Annotated in this window: 17 protein-coding genes; 11 read left to right on the top strand and 6 right to left on the bottom strand. The window is 61.4% G+C overall.

Annotation, left to right across the window (positions count from 1 at the left end; translation table 11 throughout):
- The first annotated feature begins 21 nt into the window (after positions 1 to 21).
- The 4 genes from moaC (at position 22) to AC07OF_RS07375 (ending at position 2240) form a co-directional block, all read left to right on the top strand.
- Positions 22 to 498 carry a cyclic pyranopterin monophosphate synthase MoaC gene (gene moaC / locus AC07OF_RS07390; protein WP_038607116.1) on the top strand — a complete coding sequence of 159 codons (477 nt, stop codon included), beginning with the start codon at positions 22 to 24 and terminating at the stop codon, positions 496 to 498.
- A complete protein-coding gene (moaD, locus tag AC07OF_RS07385; RefSeq protein WP_107025070.1) occupies positions 495 to 740 on the top strand; it encodes a molybdopterin converting factor subunit 1 in 246 nt (81 codons plus the stop codon). Before moaC ends, moaD begins: the two co-directional genes overlap by 4 nt.
- A 1-nt stretch (position 741) precedes the next feature.
- Entirely contained in the window at positions 742 to 1188 is a 447-nt protein-coding gene (gene moaE, locus AC07OF_RS07380) for a molybdopterin synthase catalytic subunit MoaE (protein ID WP_461530579.1), read from the top strand.
- A 278-nt stretch (positions 1189 to 1466) separates the two neighbouring features.
- A complete protein-coding gene (locus AC07OF_RS07375; protein ID WP_157191211.1) occupies positions 1467 to 2240 on the top strand; it encodes an ABC transporter substrate-binding protein in 774 nt (257 codons plus the stop codon).
- A 26-nt stretch (positions 2241 to 2266) separates the two neighbouring features.
- Here the strand turns inward: AC07OF_RS07375 and AC07OF_RS07370 are convergent, their stop codons facing one another.
- The 5 genes from AC07OF_RS07370 to AC07OF_RS07350 all read right to left on the bottom strand — a co-directional run bounded on the left by AC07OF_RS07370 (position 2267) and on the right by AC07OF_RS07350 (position 7364).
- Positions 2267 to 2893: a helix-turn-helix transcriptional regulator gene (locus AC07OF_RS07370; protein ID WP_495072703.1), complete on the bottom strand. Its 627-nt coding sequence runs from the start codon at positions 2891 to 2893 to the stop codon at positions 2267 to 2269.
- Between the two features lie 74 nt (positions 2894 to 2967).
- Positions 2968 to 4098 carry an NAD(P)/FAD-dependent oxidoreductase gene (locus AC07OF_RS07365; RefSeq protein WP_495072702.1) on the bottom strand — a complete coding sequence of 377 codons (1131 nt, stop codon included), beginning with the start codon at positions 4096 to 4098 and terminating at the stop codon, positions 2968 to 2970.
- 10 nt (positions 4099 to 4108) lie between these two features.
- Positions 4109 to 5059 (bottom strand): ornithine cyclodeaminase family protein, encoded by a 951-nt coding sequence (locus AC07OF_RS07360; protein WP_495072701.1) that lies wholly within the window; start codon positions 5057 to 5059, stop codon positions 4109 to 4111.
- A gap of 112 nt (positions 5060 to 5171) precedes the next feature.
- Positions 5172 to 6605, bottom strand: a complete 1434-nt coding sequence (rhlB, locus tag AC07OF_RS07355; protein ID WP_232478235.1) for an ATP-dependent RNA helicase RhlB — start codon at positions 6603 to 6605, stop codon at positions 5172 to 5174.
- 102 nt (positions 6606 to 6707) lie between these two features.
- Positions 6708 to 7364: an alpha/beta hydrolase gene (locus tag AC07OF_RS07350; RefSeq protein WP_476446553.1), complete on the bottom strand. Its 657-nt coding sequence runs from the start codon at positions 7362 to 7364 to the stop codon at positions 6708 to 6710.
- Between the two features lie 336 nt (positions 7365 to 7700).
- Between AC07OF_RS07350 and AC07OF_RS07345 the strand changes: the two genes are divergently transcribed.
- The 4 genes from AC07OF_RS07345 (at position 7701) to AC07OF_RS07330 (ending at position 11857) form a co-directional block, all read left to right on the top strand.
- Positions 7701 to 8729 carry an amino acid ABC transporter substrate-binding protein gene (locus tag AC07OF_RS07345; protein WP_038607138.1) on the top strand — a complete coding sequence of 343 codons (1029 nt, stop codon included), beginning with the start codon at positions 7701 to 7703 and terminating at the stop codon, positions 8727 to 8729.
- Positions 8730 to 8795: 66 nt separating this feature from the next.
- Positions 8796 to 9974 (top strand): amino acid ABC transporter permease, encoded by a 1179-nt coding sequence (locus AC07OF_RS07340; RefSeq protein ID WP_038607142.1) that lies wholly within the window; start codon positions 8796 to 8798, stop codon positions 9972 to 9974.
- Between the two features lie 10 nt (positions 9975 to 9984).
- Positions 9985 to 11082 carry an amino acid ABC transporter permease gene (locus tag AC07OF_RS07335; protein WP_038607145.1) on the top strand — a complete coding sequence of 366 codons (1098 nt, stop codon included), beginning with the start codon at positions 9985 to 9987 and terminating at the stop codon, positions 11080 to 11082.
- A gap of 10 nt (positions 11083 to 11092) precedes the next feature.
- Positions 11093 to 11857 carry an amino acid ABC transporter ATP-binding protein gene (locus AC07OF_RS07330; protein ID WP_038607148.1) on the top strand — a complete coding sequence of 255 codons (765 nt, stop codon included), beginning with the start codon at positions 11093 to 11095 and terminating at the stop codon, positions 11855 to 11857.
- 108 nt (positions 11858 to 11965) lie between these two features.
- On the opposite strand, the gene algW is transcribed toward AC07OF_RS07330, so the two are convergent.
- Complete coding sequence (gene algW, locus AC07OF_RS07325; protein ID WP_038607151.1) at positions 11966 to 13123, bottom strand: Do family serine endopeptidase AlgW; 1158 nt, start codon at positions 13121 to 13123, stop codon at positions 11966 to 11968.
- Positions 13124 to 13358: 235 nt separating this feature from the next.
- On the opposite strand from algW, the gene AC07OF_RS07320 reads away from it, so the two are divergent.
- From AC07OF_RS07320 to cysN, 3 genes are all read left to right on the top strand, one after another.
- Positions 13359 to 14117, top strand: a complete 759-nt coding sequence (locus AC07OF_RS07320) for a Nif3-like dinuclear metal center hexameric protein (protein WP_038607153.1) — start codon at positions 13359 to 13361, stop codon at positions 14115 to 14117.
- Between the two features lie 136 nt (positions 14118 to 14253).
- Complete coding sequence (gene cysD / locus AC07OF_RS07315) at positions 14254 to 15171, top strand: sulfate adenylyltransferase subunit CysD (RefSeq protein WP_191831053.1); 918 nt, start codon at positions 14254 to 14256, stop codon at positions 15169 to 15171.
- A gap of 14 nt (positions 15172 to 15185) precedes the next feature.
- Positions 15186 to 17087 (top strand): sulfate adenylyltransferase subunit CysN, encoded by a 1902-nt coding sequence (cysN, locus tag AC07OF_RS07310; RefSeq protein WP_157191218.1) that lies wholly within the window; start codon positions 15186 to 15188, stop codon positions 17085 to 17087.
- The last annotated feature ends 50 nt before the right edge of the window (positions 17088 to 17137 follow it).

Raw genomic sequence — 17137 nt, 5'->3', positions numbered from 1 at the left:
CTCCTGAACAGGAGGAAGGCTGTGCTGACTCATCTCGATTCCCAAGGTCGGGCCACTATGGTCGACGTTACCGATAAAGCCGTGACCTCGCGTGAGGCTGTGGCCGAAGCGCGGGTACGCATGCTCCCGCAAACCCTGCAGATGATTGTCGATGGTGAGCACCCCAAGGGTGATGTCTTCGCCGTGGCCCGCATTGCCGGTATCCAGGCGGCGAAGAAGACCAGCGACCTGATCCCGTTGTGCCATCCGCTGATGCTGACCAGCGTCAAGGTCGAGCTCAGCGCCGAAGGCAACGACACTGTCTATATCGTCGCGCGCTGCAAACTGGCCGGGCAGACCGGCGTGGAAATGGAAGCCCTGACCGCCGCCAGCGTCGCCGCTCTGACCATCTACGACATGTGCAAAGCGGTTGACCGCGGCATGATCATCGACGGTGTGCGGGTGCTGGAAAAGCTCGGCGGCAAGAGCGGCCATTACCAGGCGGATGACGTGAAATGAGCATCAAGGTGATGTATTTCGCGCGTTACCGCGAAGCGCTGGGCGTCGATAGCGAGAAGCTCGAAGGTGCGTTCGCTACCCTGGACGACGTGCGCAAGGCGTTGGTCGCCAAGGGTGGCAAGCATGAGGTTCTGGGCGAACAGAACTTGATGTGCGCGCGTAACGAAGAGCTGTGCAAGCTTGACGAGCCAGTGACAGACGGCGACGAAGTGGCGTTCTTTCCCCCCGTGACCGGAGGCTGAAATGAGCATTCGTGTCCAGACCGCAGCCTTTGATCCGGGCGTCGAAGTCAACGCCATGCATGCCGCCAATGTCGGTGTTGGCGCGGTGGTCGGCTTTGTTGGCTACGTGCGCGACTTCAATGACGGCCAGGAAGTGGCGGGCATGTTTCTGGAGCACTATCCAGGCATGACCGAAAAGGCCCTGGCCAAGATCGTCGTTGAGGCCGAGCAGCGCTGGCCGCTGCTCAAGGTCGAGGTTCTGCATCGCATCGGCGCGCTCGAGCCGGGCGAACCGATCGTCTTCGTTGGCGTGGCCAGTGCTCATCGCCAGGCTGCGTTCGATGCCTGCAATTTCATCATGGACTACCTCAAGACCCGCGCACCGTTCTGGAAGAAAGAACAGACCGGTGACGGCCCGCGCTGGGTCGAGGGCAAGCAGAGTGATGAAGACGCGGCGGGGCGTTGGTAGCCTGCGGCATTGCAGGTCTTGGTGGAATCCCTGTGGGAGCTGGCGTAGCCTGCGATCGAGCGCGAAGCGGTCGCAGAACCTGCTTACCGTTTGTTGTTGGTAATACTGGCCCCTCGCCGGCAATGCCGGCTCCCACATGCTTTTTGCCTGTTGAGTTTTTATACAATAAAGTCCAGTATGGAATTATAAGTACAAAATAATTCCAGGCCGTCGCGTGCCTGCCCCCCTTTCCCTCTGTCTTGCAACACACCTCCAATAACGAGCGAGAGAGACCCAGCATGAAGAACTTCACCCTGATCAGTGGTCTGGCCCTGAGCCTGATGGCCGGCAGCCTGTTCGCCGCCGAAGACACCTTGCGCATCGGCATCGAAGCCGCTTACCCACCCTTTGCCTCGAAGAACGACAAAGGCGAGATCGTCGGCTTCGACTACGACATCGGCAATGCCTTGTGCGCGCAGATGCAGGTCAAATGCGTGTGGAACGAGGTGGAGTTCGACGGCCTGATACCTTCGCTGAAAGTGAAGAAGATCGACGCCGCGCTGTCTTCGATGACCATCACCGACGAGCGCAAGAAGTCGGTCGACTTTACCCACAAGTACTACTTCACCTCATCGCGGCTGGTGATGAAGAAGGGCGCCACGGTCGATGACCAGTACGCCAGCCTCAAGGGCAAGACCGTAGGTGTGCAGCGCGCCACCACCACCGATCGCTACGCCACCGAAGTGCTGGAGCCCAAGGGCATCATCATCAAGCGTTACAGCAATAACGAAGAGATCTACATGGACCTGGCATCCGGGCGTGTCGATGCGATTTTCGCCGACACCATCCCCCTGGATGATTTCCTGTCGATGCCGCGCGGGGCTGACTATGCCTTCGTCGGTCCAGAGCTGAAGGACCCGAAATACGTTGGTGAAGGCGCCGGGATCGCGGTGCGCAAAGGTAACGAGGCGCTGGTGAGCAAACTCAACAAAGCCATCGACGACATCCGCGCCAACGGCGAGTACCAGAAGATCCAGTCGAAGTACTTCAAGACCGACATCTACGGCGATTGATCGCCGCGCTCAAGGCCTGAAGCCCTTCAGGCCTTGAGTTCCTTCAGGTGCTTGTACACTGTCGCCCGTCCCATCCCCAGCACATTGGCCACGTAGTTGGCCGCACTCTTGCCCTTGAACGCGCCTTCGGCGTGCAGGGCCAGGACCAGCTCGCGTTTATGCTCGCGAGTCAGTACGTTCAGGCTCAACTGGCGCTGGCGTAGCCAGCTGTTGAGGAAGGTATTGATACGCTCCTGCCAGTCGTCGCGAAACAGCGCGTCGGGCTGGGGAATCAGCTTGCTCGGCGACAGGAACAGGTCCAGCGCGGCCCTGGCGTTTTCGAACAGGGAAATGTTCAGGTTGATGCACAGCACCGCCAGCGGCGTGCCGGCTTCATTGCGCAATACGGTGCTCAGCGAGCGGATCTTCTGCCCGTCCCAGTTGAGCTTCTCGTAGGGGCCGATATTGGTTTCATCGGTGCCGGTCTCGAGCAGGTCTTCCAGCGCGGCATCATCACCGATCTCGCGTTTCGACAGGTTGTTGGCGATGTAGTCGATCTTCTGGCTGCGCAGGTCGTGCAGCACCACCTCGGCGTGGGGGAAGAACAGCGTGGCAATGGCATCGGCGATGGCCCGGTAGTTGTCCAGGACAGGGTCGGGGCGAGAGGTCGACATTCAGGCAGGCTCCAGGCGGTGTCAGCGCCCTTGGCACAAGGGCGCTGCGAGTGTGCCGCAATCGCGGCGGCGCGTCATCCCTGCAGGCGGCGCGGGGAAAGCATCGCGGCGTTCAGGCCAAAACCCTTGAGGGCCTCGGGCAGGTCTTCGCCACGCACCAGGGCGGCGCTGGCCTGGCCCATGGCGGGCGAGGTCTGGATGCCGTAACCACCTTGTGCCGCTACCCAGAACAGGCCGGGCACCTGCGGGTCGAAACCGGCCACCAGATCACCGTCGGTAACGAAGCTGCGCAGGCCGGCCCAGGTGCGGGTGGGCCGGCGAATGCTCAGGGTGGTGGCTTCTTCGATCTGGTAGATGCCCATGGCAATGTCCAGCTCTTCGGCCTGCACGTCATGGGGTTCGACCGGGTCGGCATTGGCGGGCGAGCCGAGCAGCATGCCGGCGTCGGGCTTCATGTAGAACGATTCGTCGAGACTGACCAGCATCGGCCAGGCGTGGCTGTCGACGCCCTCGGGGCCGGCGAAGATGAAGGCCGCGCGACGTTTGGGCTGCAGGCCAAGCGCTTGCGCACCAGCCAGTACACCGATGTGGTCGGCCCAGGCGCCAGCGGCGTTGATCAGCACCGGTGCGCTGAAGCTGCCACGGTTGGTCTGCACCTGCCAGAGCCCCTTGTCGTCGCGGCTCAGTTGCTGGACCTCGCAATCGCTGTGCACTTCACCCTGCTGACGGCGGATACCGCGCAGGTAGCCCTGGTGCAGGGCATCGGTGTCGATGTCGCTGGCGCTCGGGTCGTAAAGGGCGCCGTGGACTTTGTCGCGGCGCAGCACCGGCAGGCGGGCGCAGGCCTGGTCGGCGCTGAGCAGTTCGACTTCCGGCACACAGGCCTTGGCGCTTTGATACTGACGCTGCAGCTCTTCAGGATCGCCAGTGAGGTCGACGGTCATCTCCCCGCGCGGACTGAGCAGCGGATGCTCGGCAAAGCCTGCCGGCGGATGATCGAAAAACGCCCGGCTGGCCAGGGTCAGGGCACGCACCTGCGGCGTTCCATAAGCAGCGGTATACAGCGCGGCCGAACGCCCGGTGGAGTGATAGCCCGGCTGCGACTCGCGTTCGAGCAGCAACACCCGGCCGTGAGCGGCCAGCCAGTAGCCGGTGGAAGCGCCCGCGATACCGGCACCAATGATGATGTAGTCAGCCTGTTGCATGGATATCTCCTCAGTCGGCGCGCTGCAGGCGGTACAGGGCGTTGGCCAGGGCGATGTCTTCCAGGCCCAGACCGATGGAACGGAAGAACGCGTGGCGCTGGTAAGTCGGGGCAGGGGCCTGGTTGCTCAACAACTGCGCCAGATCACCGACGATGCCTTCCGGTTGCCAACCATGTTGCTCCGCCGCGATACGCATTTCGCCAGCGCTGCCCGGGGTGGTTACCCGGTAGTCGCAATACACATCCATGGCGCCGAGGCTGGCGGGCGGTACTTCATGGGCGCGCACGGCATTGGTGCTGATCGAGGTGATCAGCGCCGGTTTGCTCAAGGTGGCCGGGTCGATAACCGGGCTGGCCGAGGAGGTGCACAGCATGATCACATCGGCATCCTCCAGCGCCTGGTCGAGGCTGTCGCTGAGCGTCAGGCGTGGATCGAGGTCAAGCAGCGCCTGGCGCTGTTCGGCGCTTTGCCCGGCCAGGCTGGGTGAGAACAGGCGAATGTCCTGCCACTCGCGCAGGCCGCGAACATAGTGGAGGTGGGCGCGGGCGATCGGGCCGCTGCCGATCACTGTCAGGCGCCGGGCACTGGCGGCGGCCAGGGCATCGACCGCGACAGCGGTGGTGGCGGCGGTACGCGCGGTGGTCAGTTCGCCAGCATCGCACAGCAGCAGCGGCTGGCCGCTGTCCATGGACATCAGCAGGGTCCAGGCGGTGACCAGCGGGCCTTGCTCGCGAACGATGTAAGGCGAGGTTTTCACACCGTAGACACGTTCCTGCGCCAGTACCCCGCCGTAGTTGATGAAGTCACCCTGGCCGGCAGGGAACTCCACCAGCTGTTGCGGCGGCTGCACGGCTTGCCCGGCCGCCAGGTCACGGAACAGGCTGCGCAGGATCTGCGGGACATCCACCTGGGTCAGCAGTTGGCGAGCGAGCTGTTGATCGATGACGAGAGGCGTGGACATACGAGTCTCCAATTAAACTATTTTGTCTATTATGGACTCTTTGTTTATTTGGACAATATCAGCGACATAAAAAAACGCAGCCAGGGCTGCGTTTTCAGACGACTGTCAGTACTCAGTGATGCTTGCGCGGCACTGGCTTGAGCAGTTCGGTCGGCGGCATCTCGCAGCTGATCTTGCGACCCAGCAGCTCTTCGATGGCAGGCAGCTGGTAGGAGTCATCCTCGCCGGCGAAGCTGATCGACACACCGCTGGTGCCAGCTCGACCGGTACGGCCGATACGGTGTACGTAATCGTCCGGATCTTCCGGCAAGGTGAAGTTGATCACATGGCTGATGCCGTCGATGTGGATACCGCGACCGGCGACGTCGGTCGCGACCAGCACAGTAATACGGCCTTCGCGGAAGTTTTCCAGGGTCTTGATGCGCTTGTGCTGGGGCACGTCCCCCGACAGCTGGGCGGCGTTGACGCCATCGCGTACCAGGCGTTCTTCGATGCGCCGCACTTCATCCTTGCGGTTGGCGAAGACCATCACCCGTTCCCACTTGTTCTCGGTCACCAGGTTGTACAGCAGCTTGTACTTGTCGCTGCCGGCTACGGCATAAACGTGCTGTTCGACGGTTTCGCTGGCAACGTTCTCCGGCTCGATCTCGACGATCGACGGGTCGGTGGTCCACTGCTTGGCCAGGTTCATCACGTCTTCGGTGAAGGTCGCGGAGAACAGCAGGGTCTGGCGTTCGCTCTTCGGCGGGGTCTGGCGGATGATCTGCCGTACCTGCGGGATGAAGCCCATGTCGAGCATGCGGTCGGCTTCGTCCAGTACCAGCACTTCGACCATGTCCAGGTGGGCTTCACCGCGTTGGTTGAAGTCCAGCAGACGGCCGGGGGTAGCCACGAGAATGTCGCAGTGGCGCGCTTCGAGGGCCTTGAGCTGCTTGTCGAAGTCCATGCCGCCAACGAAGGTCATCACGTTCAGGCCGGTGTACTTGGTCAGCGCCGCGGCGTCCTTGGCGATCTGCACCACCAGTTCGCGGGTCGGGGCGATGATCAGTGCCCGTGGCTCGCCCATGTAGCGCTCTTTCGGCGGCGGGGTCTGCTGCAGCTGGGAAATGATCGAGATCAGGAAGGCGGCAGTCTTGCCGGTGCCGGTCTGGGCGCGGCCAATGGCGTCCTTGCCGCGCAGGGTATGACCCAGCACTTGTGCCTGGATCGGCGTGCAGTAAGGAAAGCCCAGGTCGTGGATCGCATGCATCAGCTCGGGCGAGAGCTTGAAATCATGGAACCGGGTCTTGCCTTCTTGCGGCTCGACCACGAAATCTTCCAGCTTCCAGGTGGAGGCTGCAGGTTTTGGCTTGCGCTCACGGCGCGGTTTGGGCTCGGCCGGCTTTTCGGCGCGTGCCGGTTGGGCAGCCTCGGCTTCGGTCTTGAGCGGGGCGGCCGGGGCAGGGGCCTTGGGTGCTGCGGGCGGCTGCATCACGGGGGCAGCGCTTTCGGTGGCGAGTTGCTCAACCTCGCTCTTGCCGAACATCTTCTTGAGTGCTTTGAGCACGGTCATCTCATCAATTGGTTAAGGAATGTACGCCGGCCAGTGTAATGCAAGAATCGGGCGCGGCGTAGTGGATTGCACCGACAACTACAGGGAAGTCTTCTTTTAACGCAGGCGTTCGGTAAGCCAGACAGCGATATCGCGGATTTCCTCGTTCAGCACTTCGTGCTCCATGGGGTATTCCTTCCACTCAACGTTGATGCCCCAGTGCTTGAGGTGTTCATAAGCGCTGCGGCCCATGGCCGGTAGCACCACCGGGTCGTAGACACCGTGCAGGCACAGGGCCGGGGTGCGTTGCTGGCAAGCGCTCAGTTCACGTTCCTGGGTAAAGGTCGGCGCATAGGTCGACAGGGCGATCACCCCGCCCAGGGCTTCCTGCCACTTTATATAAGCAGTGTGCAGCACCACCGCGCCGCCCTGGGAGAAACCGGCAAGAACGATACGGGCCAGGTCGATGCCTTTGGCCTGTTCGGCCTTGATCAGCTCGATCACCTGCTCGGCCGAAGCCTTCAGTTGATCTTCATCGATCGCCCGCGCCGGGGTCATGGCCTTGATGTCGTACCAGCTGGGCATTTCATAGCCACCGTTGATGGTCACCGGACGGGTGGGCGCCTGGGGCATGACGAAGCGGGTGGTCAGCAGAACTTCCTGCAAGGCTTCGGCCACCGGCATGAAGTCGTAACGATCGGCCCCCAGGCCGTGCAACCAGATCACACAGGCGTCTGCGGTTTTTTGTGGTTCGAGAATCAACGGGTGGCTCATGACTGCTCCGAAAGTGTGCGCGCGCTCTTGTTTGCGTGCATGAAATGAAGGCGCGTCGGGTAAATCCGGGAAAAACCTGTCGCAACGTTGCAAGTTTTCCTATTGACGTTAACTGAAACGCTTTAGCCGCTCAGTGTGGTACGCGCTTTGCTATGAAACTCCTGATGCGAGGTTACACGTTTTGGACGGTAACACCCGTTAGCGGTCCCCAAGGCTGTCACAGAACAGCGCATTGCGCCAATTGACCCAAAAACAAGCCAACACGGGTCGGATGCGCCTCATAAGGGTGCGGTGCAATCCCGGCTCAACACAATAAGAGCAAAACTGGAGGTTTGAATGAAGATGTTGAAATCCACCCTGGCAGTGGTTACCGCTGCTACCGTGCTCGGTATCAGCGGTATCGCACAGGCAGGTGCGACCCTGGACGCCGTGCAGAAGAAGGGCTTCGTTCAGTGTGGTGTCAGTGACGGCTTGCCGGGCTTCTCGGTTCCGGATGCCAAGGGCAACATCGTCGGTATCGACGCAGACGTCTGCCGCGCAGTGGCCGCAGCCGTGTTCGGCGATGCCAAGAAGGTCAAGTTCAGCCAGCTCAACGCCAAGGAGCGCTTCACTGCGCTGCAGTCCGGCGAAGTCGACGTGCTGTCGCGTAACACCACCTGGACCAGTTCGCGTGACGCCGGCATGGGCCTGGTGTTCGCCGGTGTTACCTATTACGACGGCATCGGTTTCCTGGTCAACAAGAAGCTCGGTGTTTCCAGCGCCAAGGAACTGGACGGTGCAACCATCTGCATCCAGGCCGGTACCACCACCGAACTCAACGTCTCCGACTACTTCCGCGCCAATGGCCTGAAGTACACCCCGATCACCTTCGACACCTCCGACGAAAGCGCCAAGTCGCTGGAGTCCGGCCGTTGCGACGTGCTGACCTCGGACAAGTCGCAGCTCTACGCACAGCGCTCCAAGCTGGCCGCCCCGGCCGATTACGTAGTGCTGCCGGAAACCATTTCCAAGGAACCGCTGGGCCCAGTGGTGCGCAAAGGCGATGAAGAGTGGTTCAGCATCGTCAAGTGGACCCTGTTCGCCATGCTCAATGCCGAAGAAATGGGCATCAACTCGAAGAACGTCGAAGCTGAAGCCAAAGCCACCAAGAACCCTGACGTGGCCCGTATGCTCGGCGCCGACGGCGAATACGGCAAGGACCTGAAACTGCCGAAGGACTGGGTGGTGCAGATCGTCAAACAGGTCGGCAACTACGGTGAAGTGTTCGAGAAGAACCTGGGCAAGGAAACCCCACTGCAAATCGACCGCGGCCTGAACGCCCTGTGGAACAACGGCGGCATCCAGTACGCGCCACCAGTGCGCTGACGGTTGCGGCCTGCGGCGGCCCATGCCGCCGCAGGCTGTTCGCATCCCTTCCTTGCGGGGCATTACATGCAAAATCAAATCGGCGCACCTAAGGGGCTATCCCTTAACGATCCACGTGTGCGTGCGTGGCTGTTCCAGATCATCACCGTGGTCGCGGTGCTGGCTCTGGGCTGGTACCTGTTTCACAACACCCAGACCAACCTGCAACATCGCGGGATCACTTCGGGCTTTGACTTTCTCGAGCGCAGTGCCGGTTTCGGCATCGCCCAGCACCTGATTCCCTACACCGAACAGGACAGTTATGCCCGGGTTTTCGTCATCGGCTTGCTCAATACGCTGCTGGTGACCTTTATCGGCATCATTCTGGCGACCCTGCTGGGGTTCATCATCGGTGTGGCGCGGTTGTCACCGAACTGGATGATCAACAAGCTGGCCACCGTGTATGTCGAGACTTTCCGTAACATTCCGCCGCTGTTGCAGATCCTGTTCTGGTACTTCGCGGTGTTCCTGACCCTGCCGGGACCGCGGGGCAGTATCAACATCAACGACGCCTTCTTTATCAGCAACCGGGGCCTGAACATGCCCGGTGCTTCTGTGGCCGAAGGATTCTGGCCATTCGTCGTCAGCCTGGTGCTGGCCATCGTTGCCATTGTGGTGATGGTGCGCCTGGCCAACCGGCGCTTCGAAGCCACTGGCGAGCCGTTTCACAAGTTCTGGGTCGGTCTGTTCCTGTTCTTCGGCATTCCGGCGCTCAGCGTGTTGCTGGCGGGCAGCCCGCTGCACTGGGAAATGCCGCAGCTCAAGGGTTTCAACTTCGTTGGCGGCTGGGTGCTGATCCCCGAATTGCTGGCCCTGACCCTGGCGTTGACCATCTATACCGCGGCGTTCATCGCCGAAATCGTGCGTTCGGGTATTCGCTCGGTCAGCTACGGCCAGACCGAAGCGGCCCGCTCCCTGGGGCTGCGCGAAGGCCCGACCCTGCGCAAGGTGATCATTCCCCAGGCGTTGCGGGTGATCATTCCACCGCTGACCAGCCAGTACCTGAACCTGGCGAAGAACTCCTCGCTGGCGGCCGGTATCGGCTATCCGGAAATGGTCTCGTTGTTCGCCGGCACCGTGCTCAACCAGACCGGCCAGGCCATCGAGGTGATCGCCATCACCATGAGCGTCTATCTGGCCATCAGCATCAGCATTTCCCTGCTGATGAACTGGTACAACAAGCGCATTGCGCTGATCGAGCGGTGAGGATACGCGCATGACTACCCATGTTTTCAAACCTGATATGCCGCCGCCGGTGAAAACCGTCGGCGTGCTGGCCTGGATGCGCGCCAACCTGTTCTCCAGCTGGCTCAACACCCTGCTCACGCTGTTTGCCCTGTACCTGGTGTGGCTGATCGTGCCGCCGCTGCTGCAGTGGTCGATCTTCGACGCCAACTGGGTTGGCACCACCCGTGCCGACTGCACCAAGGACGGCGCCTGCTGGGTGTTCATCCAGCAGCGTTTTGGCCAGTTCATGTACGGCTACTATCCGACCGAACTGCGCTGGCGCGTCGACCTGACCGTGTGGCTGGCGGTGATCGGCGCGGCGCCGCTGTTTATCGCGCGCTTCCCGCGCAAAGCGATCTACGGTCTGAGCTTTTTGGTGCTGTATCCGCTCATTGCCTTCACCTTGCTGCATGGCGGCTACCTGGGCCTGAGTACGGTGCCGACCAACCAGTGGGGCGGGCTGATGCTGACCCTGGTGATCGCCACCGTGGGCATCGTCGGTGCCTTGCCGCTGGGCATCCTGCTGGCGCTGGGACGACGTTCGAACATGCCGGCGGTGAAGGTGGTCTGCGTGACCTTCATCGAGTTCTGGCGCGGTGTGCCGTTGATCACTGTGCTGTTCATGTCGTCGGTGATGCTGCCGCTGTTCCTGCCTGAGGGCATGAGCTTCGACAAGCTGCTGCGGGCGATGATCGGGGTCATTCTGTTCCAGTCGGCGTATATCGCCGAAGTGGTGCGTGGTGGCCTGCAGGCCATCCCAAAAGGCCAGTACGAAGCCGCTGCGGCGATGGGCCTGGGTTACTGGCGCGCAATGGGCCTGGTGATCCTGCCGCAAGCCCTAAAGCTGGTGATTCCCGGCATCGTCAACACCTTCATTGCCCTGTTCAAGGACACCAGCCTGGTGATCATCATCGGCCTGTTCGACCTGCTCAACAGCGTCAAGCAGGCCGCTGCCGACCCGACCTGGCTGGGCATGGCGACCGAGGGTTACGTGTTTGCCGCCCTGGTTTTCTGGATTTTCTGTTTCGGTATGTCCCGCTACTCCATGCATCTGGAGCGCAAGCTGGATACAGGCCACAAGCGTTAGGAGTGTTCCCATGAGTGAAGCGATCAAACAGCCTGTGAGCCCTGAAGGCATTATTCAGATGCAGGGCGTGAACAAGTGGTACGGCCAGTTCCACGTGCTCAAGGACATTAACCTGAATGTGCGCCAGGGCGAGCGTATCGTCCTGTGCGGGCCGTCGGGCTCGGGCAAGTCCACCACCATCCGTTGCCTCAACCGTCTGGAAGAGCACCAGCAGGGCCGCATCGTGGTCGATGGCGTGGAGTTGACCAACGACCTCAAGCAGATCGAAGCGATCCGCCGTGAAGTCGGCATGGTGTTCCAGCATTTCAACCTGTTCCCGCACCTGACCATCCTGCAGAACTGCACCCTGGCGCCGATGTGGGTGCGCAAGCTGCCCAAGCGCAAGGCCGAGGAAATCGCCATGCACTACCTGGAGCGGGTGCGGATTCCGGAGCAAGCCAACAAGTATCCGGGGCAATTGTCCGGTGGTCAGCAGCAGCGGGTGGCGATTGCCCGTGCGCTGTGCATGAAGCCGAAGATCATGCTGTTCGACGAACCTACCTCGGCGCTCGATCCGGAGATGGTCAAGGAAGTGCTCGACACCATGGTCAGCCTGGCGGAAGACGGCATGACCATGCTCTGCGTGACCCACGAGATGGGCTTTGCCCGCACGGTGGCGAACCGGGTGATCTTCATGGACAAGGGGGAGATTGTCGAGCAGGCGGCACCGGACGACTTCTTCGACCGGCCGCAGAATGAGCGGACCAAACTGTTCCTGAGTCAGATTCTGCACTAAAAGCTTCGCCGGCAAGGCCGGCTCCCACAGACAGGGCATTCACCCTTAACCCGTGTGGGAGCCGGCCTTGCCGGCGATGGGGCTGCCCTATACAAACAGGGCAGAGGGTCAGTTTTCTTCTTTGGCTGCCGGTGCCGGCGGCGGACGCAAGCCGATTTCGGCAGTCAGCTTCAATTCCTTGCCGTTACGCATCACCTGGATCGCCACCTTGTCGTTGGGCTTGATCCGCGCCACCTGGTTCATCGAGCGACGACCGTCACCCGCTGGCTCGCCATTGATACTGAGGATCACGTCACCCAGTTGCAGGCCGGCCTTTTGCGCCGGACCGTCGCGGAAGATGCCTGCGACCACGATCCCCGGACGCCCCTGCATGCCGAACGACTCCGCCAGCTCCTGGCTCAGCGGCTGCACTTCGATACCCAGCCAGCCACGAATCACCTGACCGTGCTCGATGATCGCCTTCATCACCTCCAGCGCCAGCTTGGTCGGGATAGCGAAGCCGATGCCTTGGGAACCACCGGACTTGGAGAAGATCGCCGTGTTGATGCCGGTCAGGTTGCCGTTGGCGTCGACCAAGGCGCCACCGGAGTTGCCCGGGTTGATCGCCGCGTCAGTCTGGATGAAGTCTTCGTAGTTGTTCAGGCCCAGCTGGTTGCGGCCGGTGGCACTGATGATACCCATGGTGACGGTCTGGCCGACGCCGAAAGGGTTGCCGATGGCCAGGGCGACGTCGCCGATGTGAATGCTGTCGGAGCGGCCGATGGTGATCGACGGCAGGTTCTTCAGGTCGATCTTGAGCACCGCCAGATCGGTTTCCGGATCGCTGCCGATGACCCGCGCCAGGGTTTCGCGGCCGTCCTTGAGGGCCACCACGATCTGATCGGCACCGGAAGTCACGTGGTTGTTGGTCAGCAGGTAGCCTTCCGGGCTCATGATCACCGCCGAGCCCAGGCTCGACTCCCAGCGCCGTTGCTTGGGCAGGTTGTCGCCGAAGAAACGGCGGAACTGCGGGTCTTCGAACAGCGGGTGCGCGGTCTTGTTGACCACTTTTGTGGTGTACAGGTTGGCCACCGCCGGTGCGGCAATGCTCACGGCGTCGGCGTAGGACACCGGCCCCTGCATGATCCGCGTGGTTTGCGGGGCCTGCTGCAGGTTGACGTCCTGGCTGGGCAGGCCGACCCATTGTGGAAAGCGCTGGATGATCAGCAGGGCGATCAGCACGCCGACCAGCAGCGGCCAGGCAAAGTAACGCAAAGCCTTGAACATTGAACGAATCCTGGGAGTGGGCAGAGGGCCGCTTAACTGCGTGGGAGCGAGCGCGCGCGATCATACTGCCACCGAAGCGGTGCAGGAACTGTTAAATCGCAGTCGAGCCGTGGATACAGCGTGCAGGCCCCCAGGCAACCGCCGTCGGTTTCCCCAAACCCGGCGACGGCCCATAATGGCGGTCATTATACGGGGCCTTGCGCCGCGCTGAACTGCTGAATTGAGGAGTCTTTTCATGGCTGTTGCCCTGAGTACCCTGGTCGAGGAAGCCGAACGCTACCTTGGCAGCGCAAAAATCCAGGATTACTGCCCCAACGGCCTGCAGGTTGAAGGGCGTCCGCAGGTGACCCGCATCGTCAGCGGCGTTACTGCCAGCCAGGCGTTGCTGGACGCGGCAGTCGAGGCCGAAGCCGACCTGGTGCTGGTGCACCACGGTTATTTCTGGAAAGGCGAGAACCCGTGCATCACCGGGATGAAGCAGCGCCGGCTGAAAACTTTGCTGAAGAATGACCTGAGCTTGCTCGCCTACCACCTGCCACTGGACCTGCATCCTGAAGTCGGCAACAACGTGCAGCTGGCCCGTCAGCTCGACATTACCGTCGAAGGTCCGCTGGACCCGGACAACCCGCGGGTGGTCGGTCTGGTCGGTTCGCTGGCCGAGCCCATGTCGGCGCGCGACTTTGCCCGCAAGGTGCAGGAGGTCATGGGCCGCGAGCCACTGGTGATCGAGGGTGAGCAGATCATTCGCCGGGTCGGCTGGTGTACCGGCGGTGGCCAGGGTTACATCGACCAGGCAATTGCCGCAGGTGTCGACCTGTTCCTCAGTGGTGAGGCGTCTGAACAGACCTTCCACAGCGCCCGCGAGAACGGCATCAGTTTCATCGCCGCCGGCCACCATGCCACCGAGCGTTACGGCGTGCAGGCACTGGGTGATTACCTGGCGCGGCGCTTCGCCCTGGAGCACCTGTTCATCGACTGTCCGAACCCGATCTGAGACTAAAACGGCAAGGCATATTCTTATACTGTTTCGATCTAGTCGGGCGCCTAAATAGAATCGAGTGCTGTGATAAAGTGGCCCGCTCGAACACGGCCCGCTGGCCGTCCATAAGATCGTATTTCCGTGAGTAGCCATGGTCGACAAACTGACGCATTTGAAACAGTTGGAGGCGGAAAGCATCCACATCATTCGTGAGGTGGCCGCCGAGTTCGATAACCCGGTGATGCTGTACTCGATCGGCAAGGATTCGGCCGTGATGCTGCATCTGGCGCGCAAAGCCTTCTTCCCGGGCAAATTGCCGTTTCCGGTGATGCATGTCGACACCCAGTGGAAATTCCAGGAGATGTACAGCTTCCGCGACAAGATGGTCGAGGAAATGGGCCTGGAGCTGATCACTCACGTCAACCCGGACGGCGTCGCCCAGGGCATCAACCCGTTCACCCACGGCAGTGCCAAGCACACCGACATCATGAAGACCGAGGGCCTCAAACAGGCACTCGACAAGCATGGCTTCGATGCCGCCTTCGGCGGCGCGCGCCGCGACGAAGAGAAGTCGCGGGCCAAGGAACGTGTCTACTCGTTCCGTGACAGCAAGCACCGCTGGGACCCGAAGAACCAGCGTCCGGAGCTGTGGAACGTTTACAACGGCAAGGTCAACAAAGGCGAATCGATTCGCGTGTTCCCGCTGTCGAACTGGACCGAGCTGGACATCTGGCAGTACATCTACCTTGAAGGCATCCCGATCGTGCCGCTGTACTTCGCCGCCGAACGCGATGTGATCGAGAAGAACGGCACCCTGATCATGATCGATGACGAGCGCATCCTCGAGCACCTCTCGGATGAAGAAAAGGCTCGCATCGTCAAAAAGAAAGTACGTTTCCGTACCCTTGGCTGCTACCCGCTGACGGGCGCTGTCGAGTCTGAGGCTGAAACCCTGACCGACATCATTCAGGAAATGCTCCTGACGCGCACTTCCGAGCGCCAGGGCCGCGTCATCGACCACGATGGTGCAGGCTCGATGGAAGACAAGAAACGTCAAGGCTATTTCTAAGTTAGGGTCAGACCATGTCGCACCAATCCGAATTGATCAGCGAGGACATCCTCGCTTACCTGGCCCAGCACGAACGTAAAGAACTGCTGCGCTTTTTGACCTGCGGTAACGTCGATGACGGCAAGAGCACCCTGATCGGGCGCCTGCTGCACGACTCGAAGATGATCTACGAAGACCATCTGGAAGCCATCACCCGCGATTCGAAGAAAGTCGGCACCACTGGCGACGACATCGACCTGGCGTTGCTGGTTGACGGCCTGCAGGCCGAGCGCGAGCAGGGCATCACCATCGATGTCGCCTACCGCTACTTCTCCACCGCCAAGCGCAAGTTCATCATCGCCGACACCCCGGGCCACGAGCAGTACACCCGCAACATGGCCACCGGTGCGTCCACCTGCGACCTGGCGATCATCCTCGTCGATGCCCGTTACGGCGTGCAGACCCAAACCCGTCGCCACAGCTACATCGCCTCCTTGCTGGGCATCAAGCACATCGTCGTCGCCGTCAACAAGATGGACCTCAAAGGCTTCGATGAGGGCGTGTTCGAGAGCATCAAGGCCGACTATCTGCAGTTTGCCGAAGCCATCAACATGGCCCCGAGCAGCCTGCACTTCGTGCCAATGTCGGCGCTCAAGGGCGACAACGTGGTCAACCGCAGCGAGCGTTCGCCGTGGTACACCGGCCCTGCGCTGATGGAAATCCTTGAAACCGTGGAAGTGGCGGCCGACCGCAACTTCACCGACCTGCGCTTCCCGGTGCAGTACGTCAACCGGCCGAACCTGAACTTCCGTGGCTTTGCCGGTACCCTGGCCAGCGGCGTGGTGCACAAGGGCGATGAAATCGTCGTGCTGCCGTCGGGCAAGAGCAGCCGGGTCAAGTCCATCGTCACTTTCGAAGGTGAGCTGGAGAACGCTGGCCCCGGCCAGGCCGTGACCCTGACCATGGAAGACGAGATCGACATCTCCCGTGGCGACCTGCTGGTACATGCCGACAACGTTCCACCGGTAACCGACCAGTTCGACGCCATGCTCGTGTGGATGGCCGAAGAGCCAATGCTGCCGGGCAAGAAATACGACATCAAGCGTGCCACCAGCTACGTGCCGGGCTCGATTGCCAGCATTGCCCACAAGGTCGATGTCAACACCCTCGAGCAGGGCGCTGCCAGTGCTTTGCAGTTGAATGAAATCGGCAAGGTCAAGGTCAGCCTCGACGCGCCGATTGCCCTCGACGGCTATGACAGCAACCGCACCACCGGTGCCTTTATCGTCATCGACCGCTTGACCAACGGCACTGTTGGCGCCGGCATGATCATCGCGCCGCCGGTCGTGCCGCACGGCACCATCGGTCAGCATGGCAAATTGGCTCACGTCGACACTGCAGAGCGCGCCCTGCGTTTTGGTCAGCAGCCAGCGACCGTGTTGTTCAGCGGCCTGTCGGGCGCAGGCAAAAGTACGCTGGCCTACGCCGTGGAGCGCAAGCTGTTCGACATGGGCCGTGCGGTCTATGTGCTCGATGGCCAGAACCTGCGTCACGACCTGAACAAAGGCCTGCCACAGGACCGCGCCGGGCGTACCGAGAACTGGCGTCGTGCCGCGCATGTGGCGCGTCAGTTCAACGAAGCCGGCTTGCTGACCCTGGCAGCCTTCGTTGCCCCGGATGCCGAAGGCCGTGAACAGGCCAAGGCGCTGATCGGCAAGGAGCGCTTGCTCACCGTTTACGTCCAGGCCTCGCCAATGGCTTGCCGCGAGCGTGACCCGCAGGGCCTGTATGCTGCCGCTGGCGACAACATCCCGGGCGAAAGCTTCCCGTACGACGTGCCGCTGGATGCCGACCTGGTGGTCGATACCCAGAACGTCAGCCTGGAAGACGGCGTCAAGCAAGTGCTGGAGCTGCTGCGTAAGCGTGGTGCGATCTAAGCATTGCGGATGAACAAGAAACCCCACTCAGGTGGGGTTTTTTGTTGCTT

It is taken from the genome of Pseudomonas sp. GW821-FHT10B02, assembly GCF_059415665.1.
This window is presented reverse-complemented; position numbering and strand designations above follow the sequence as displayed.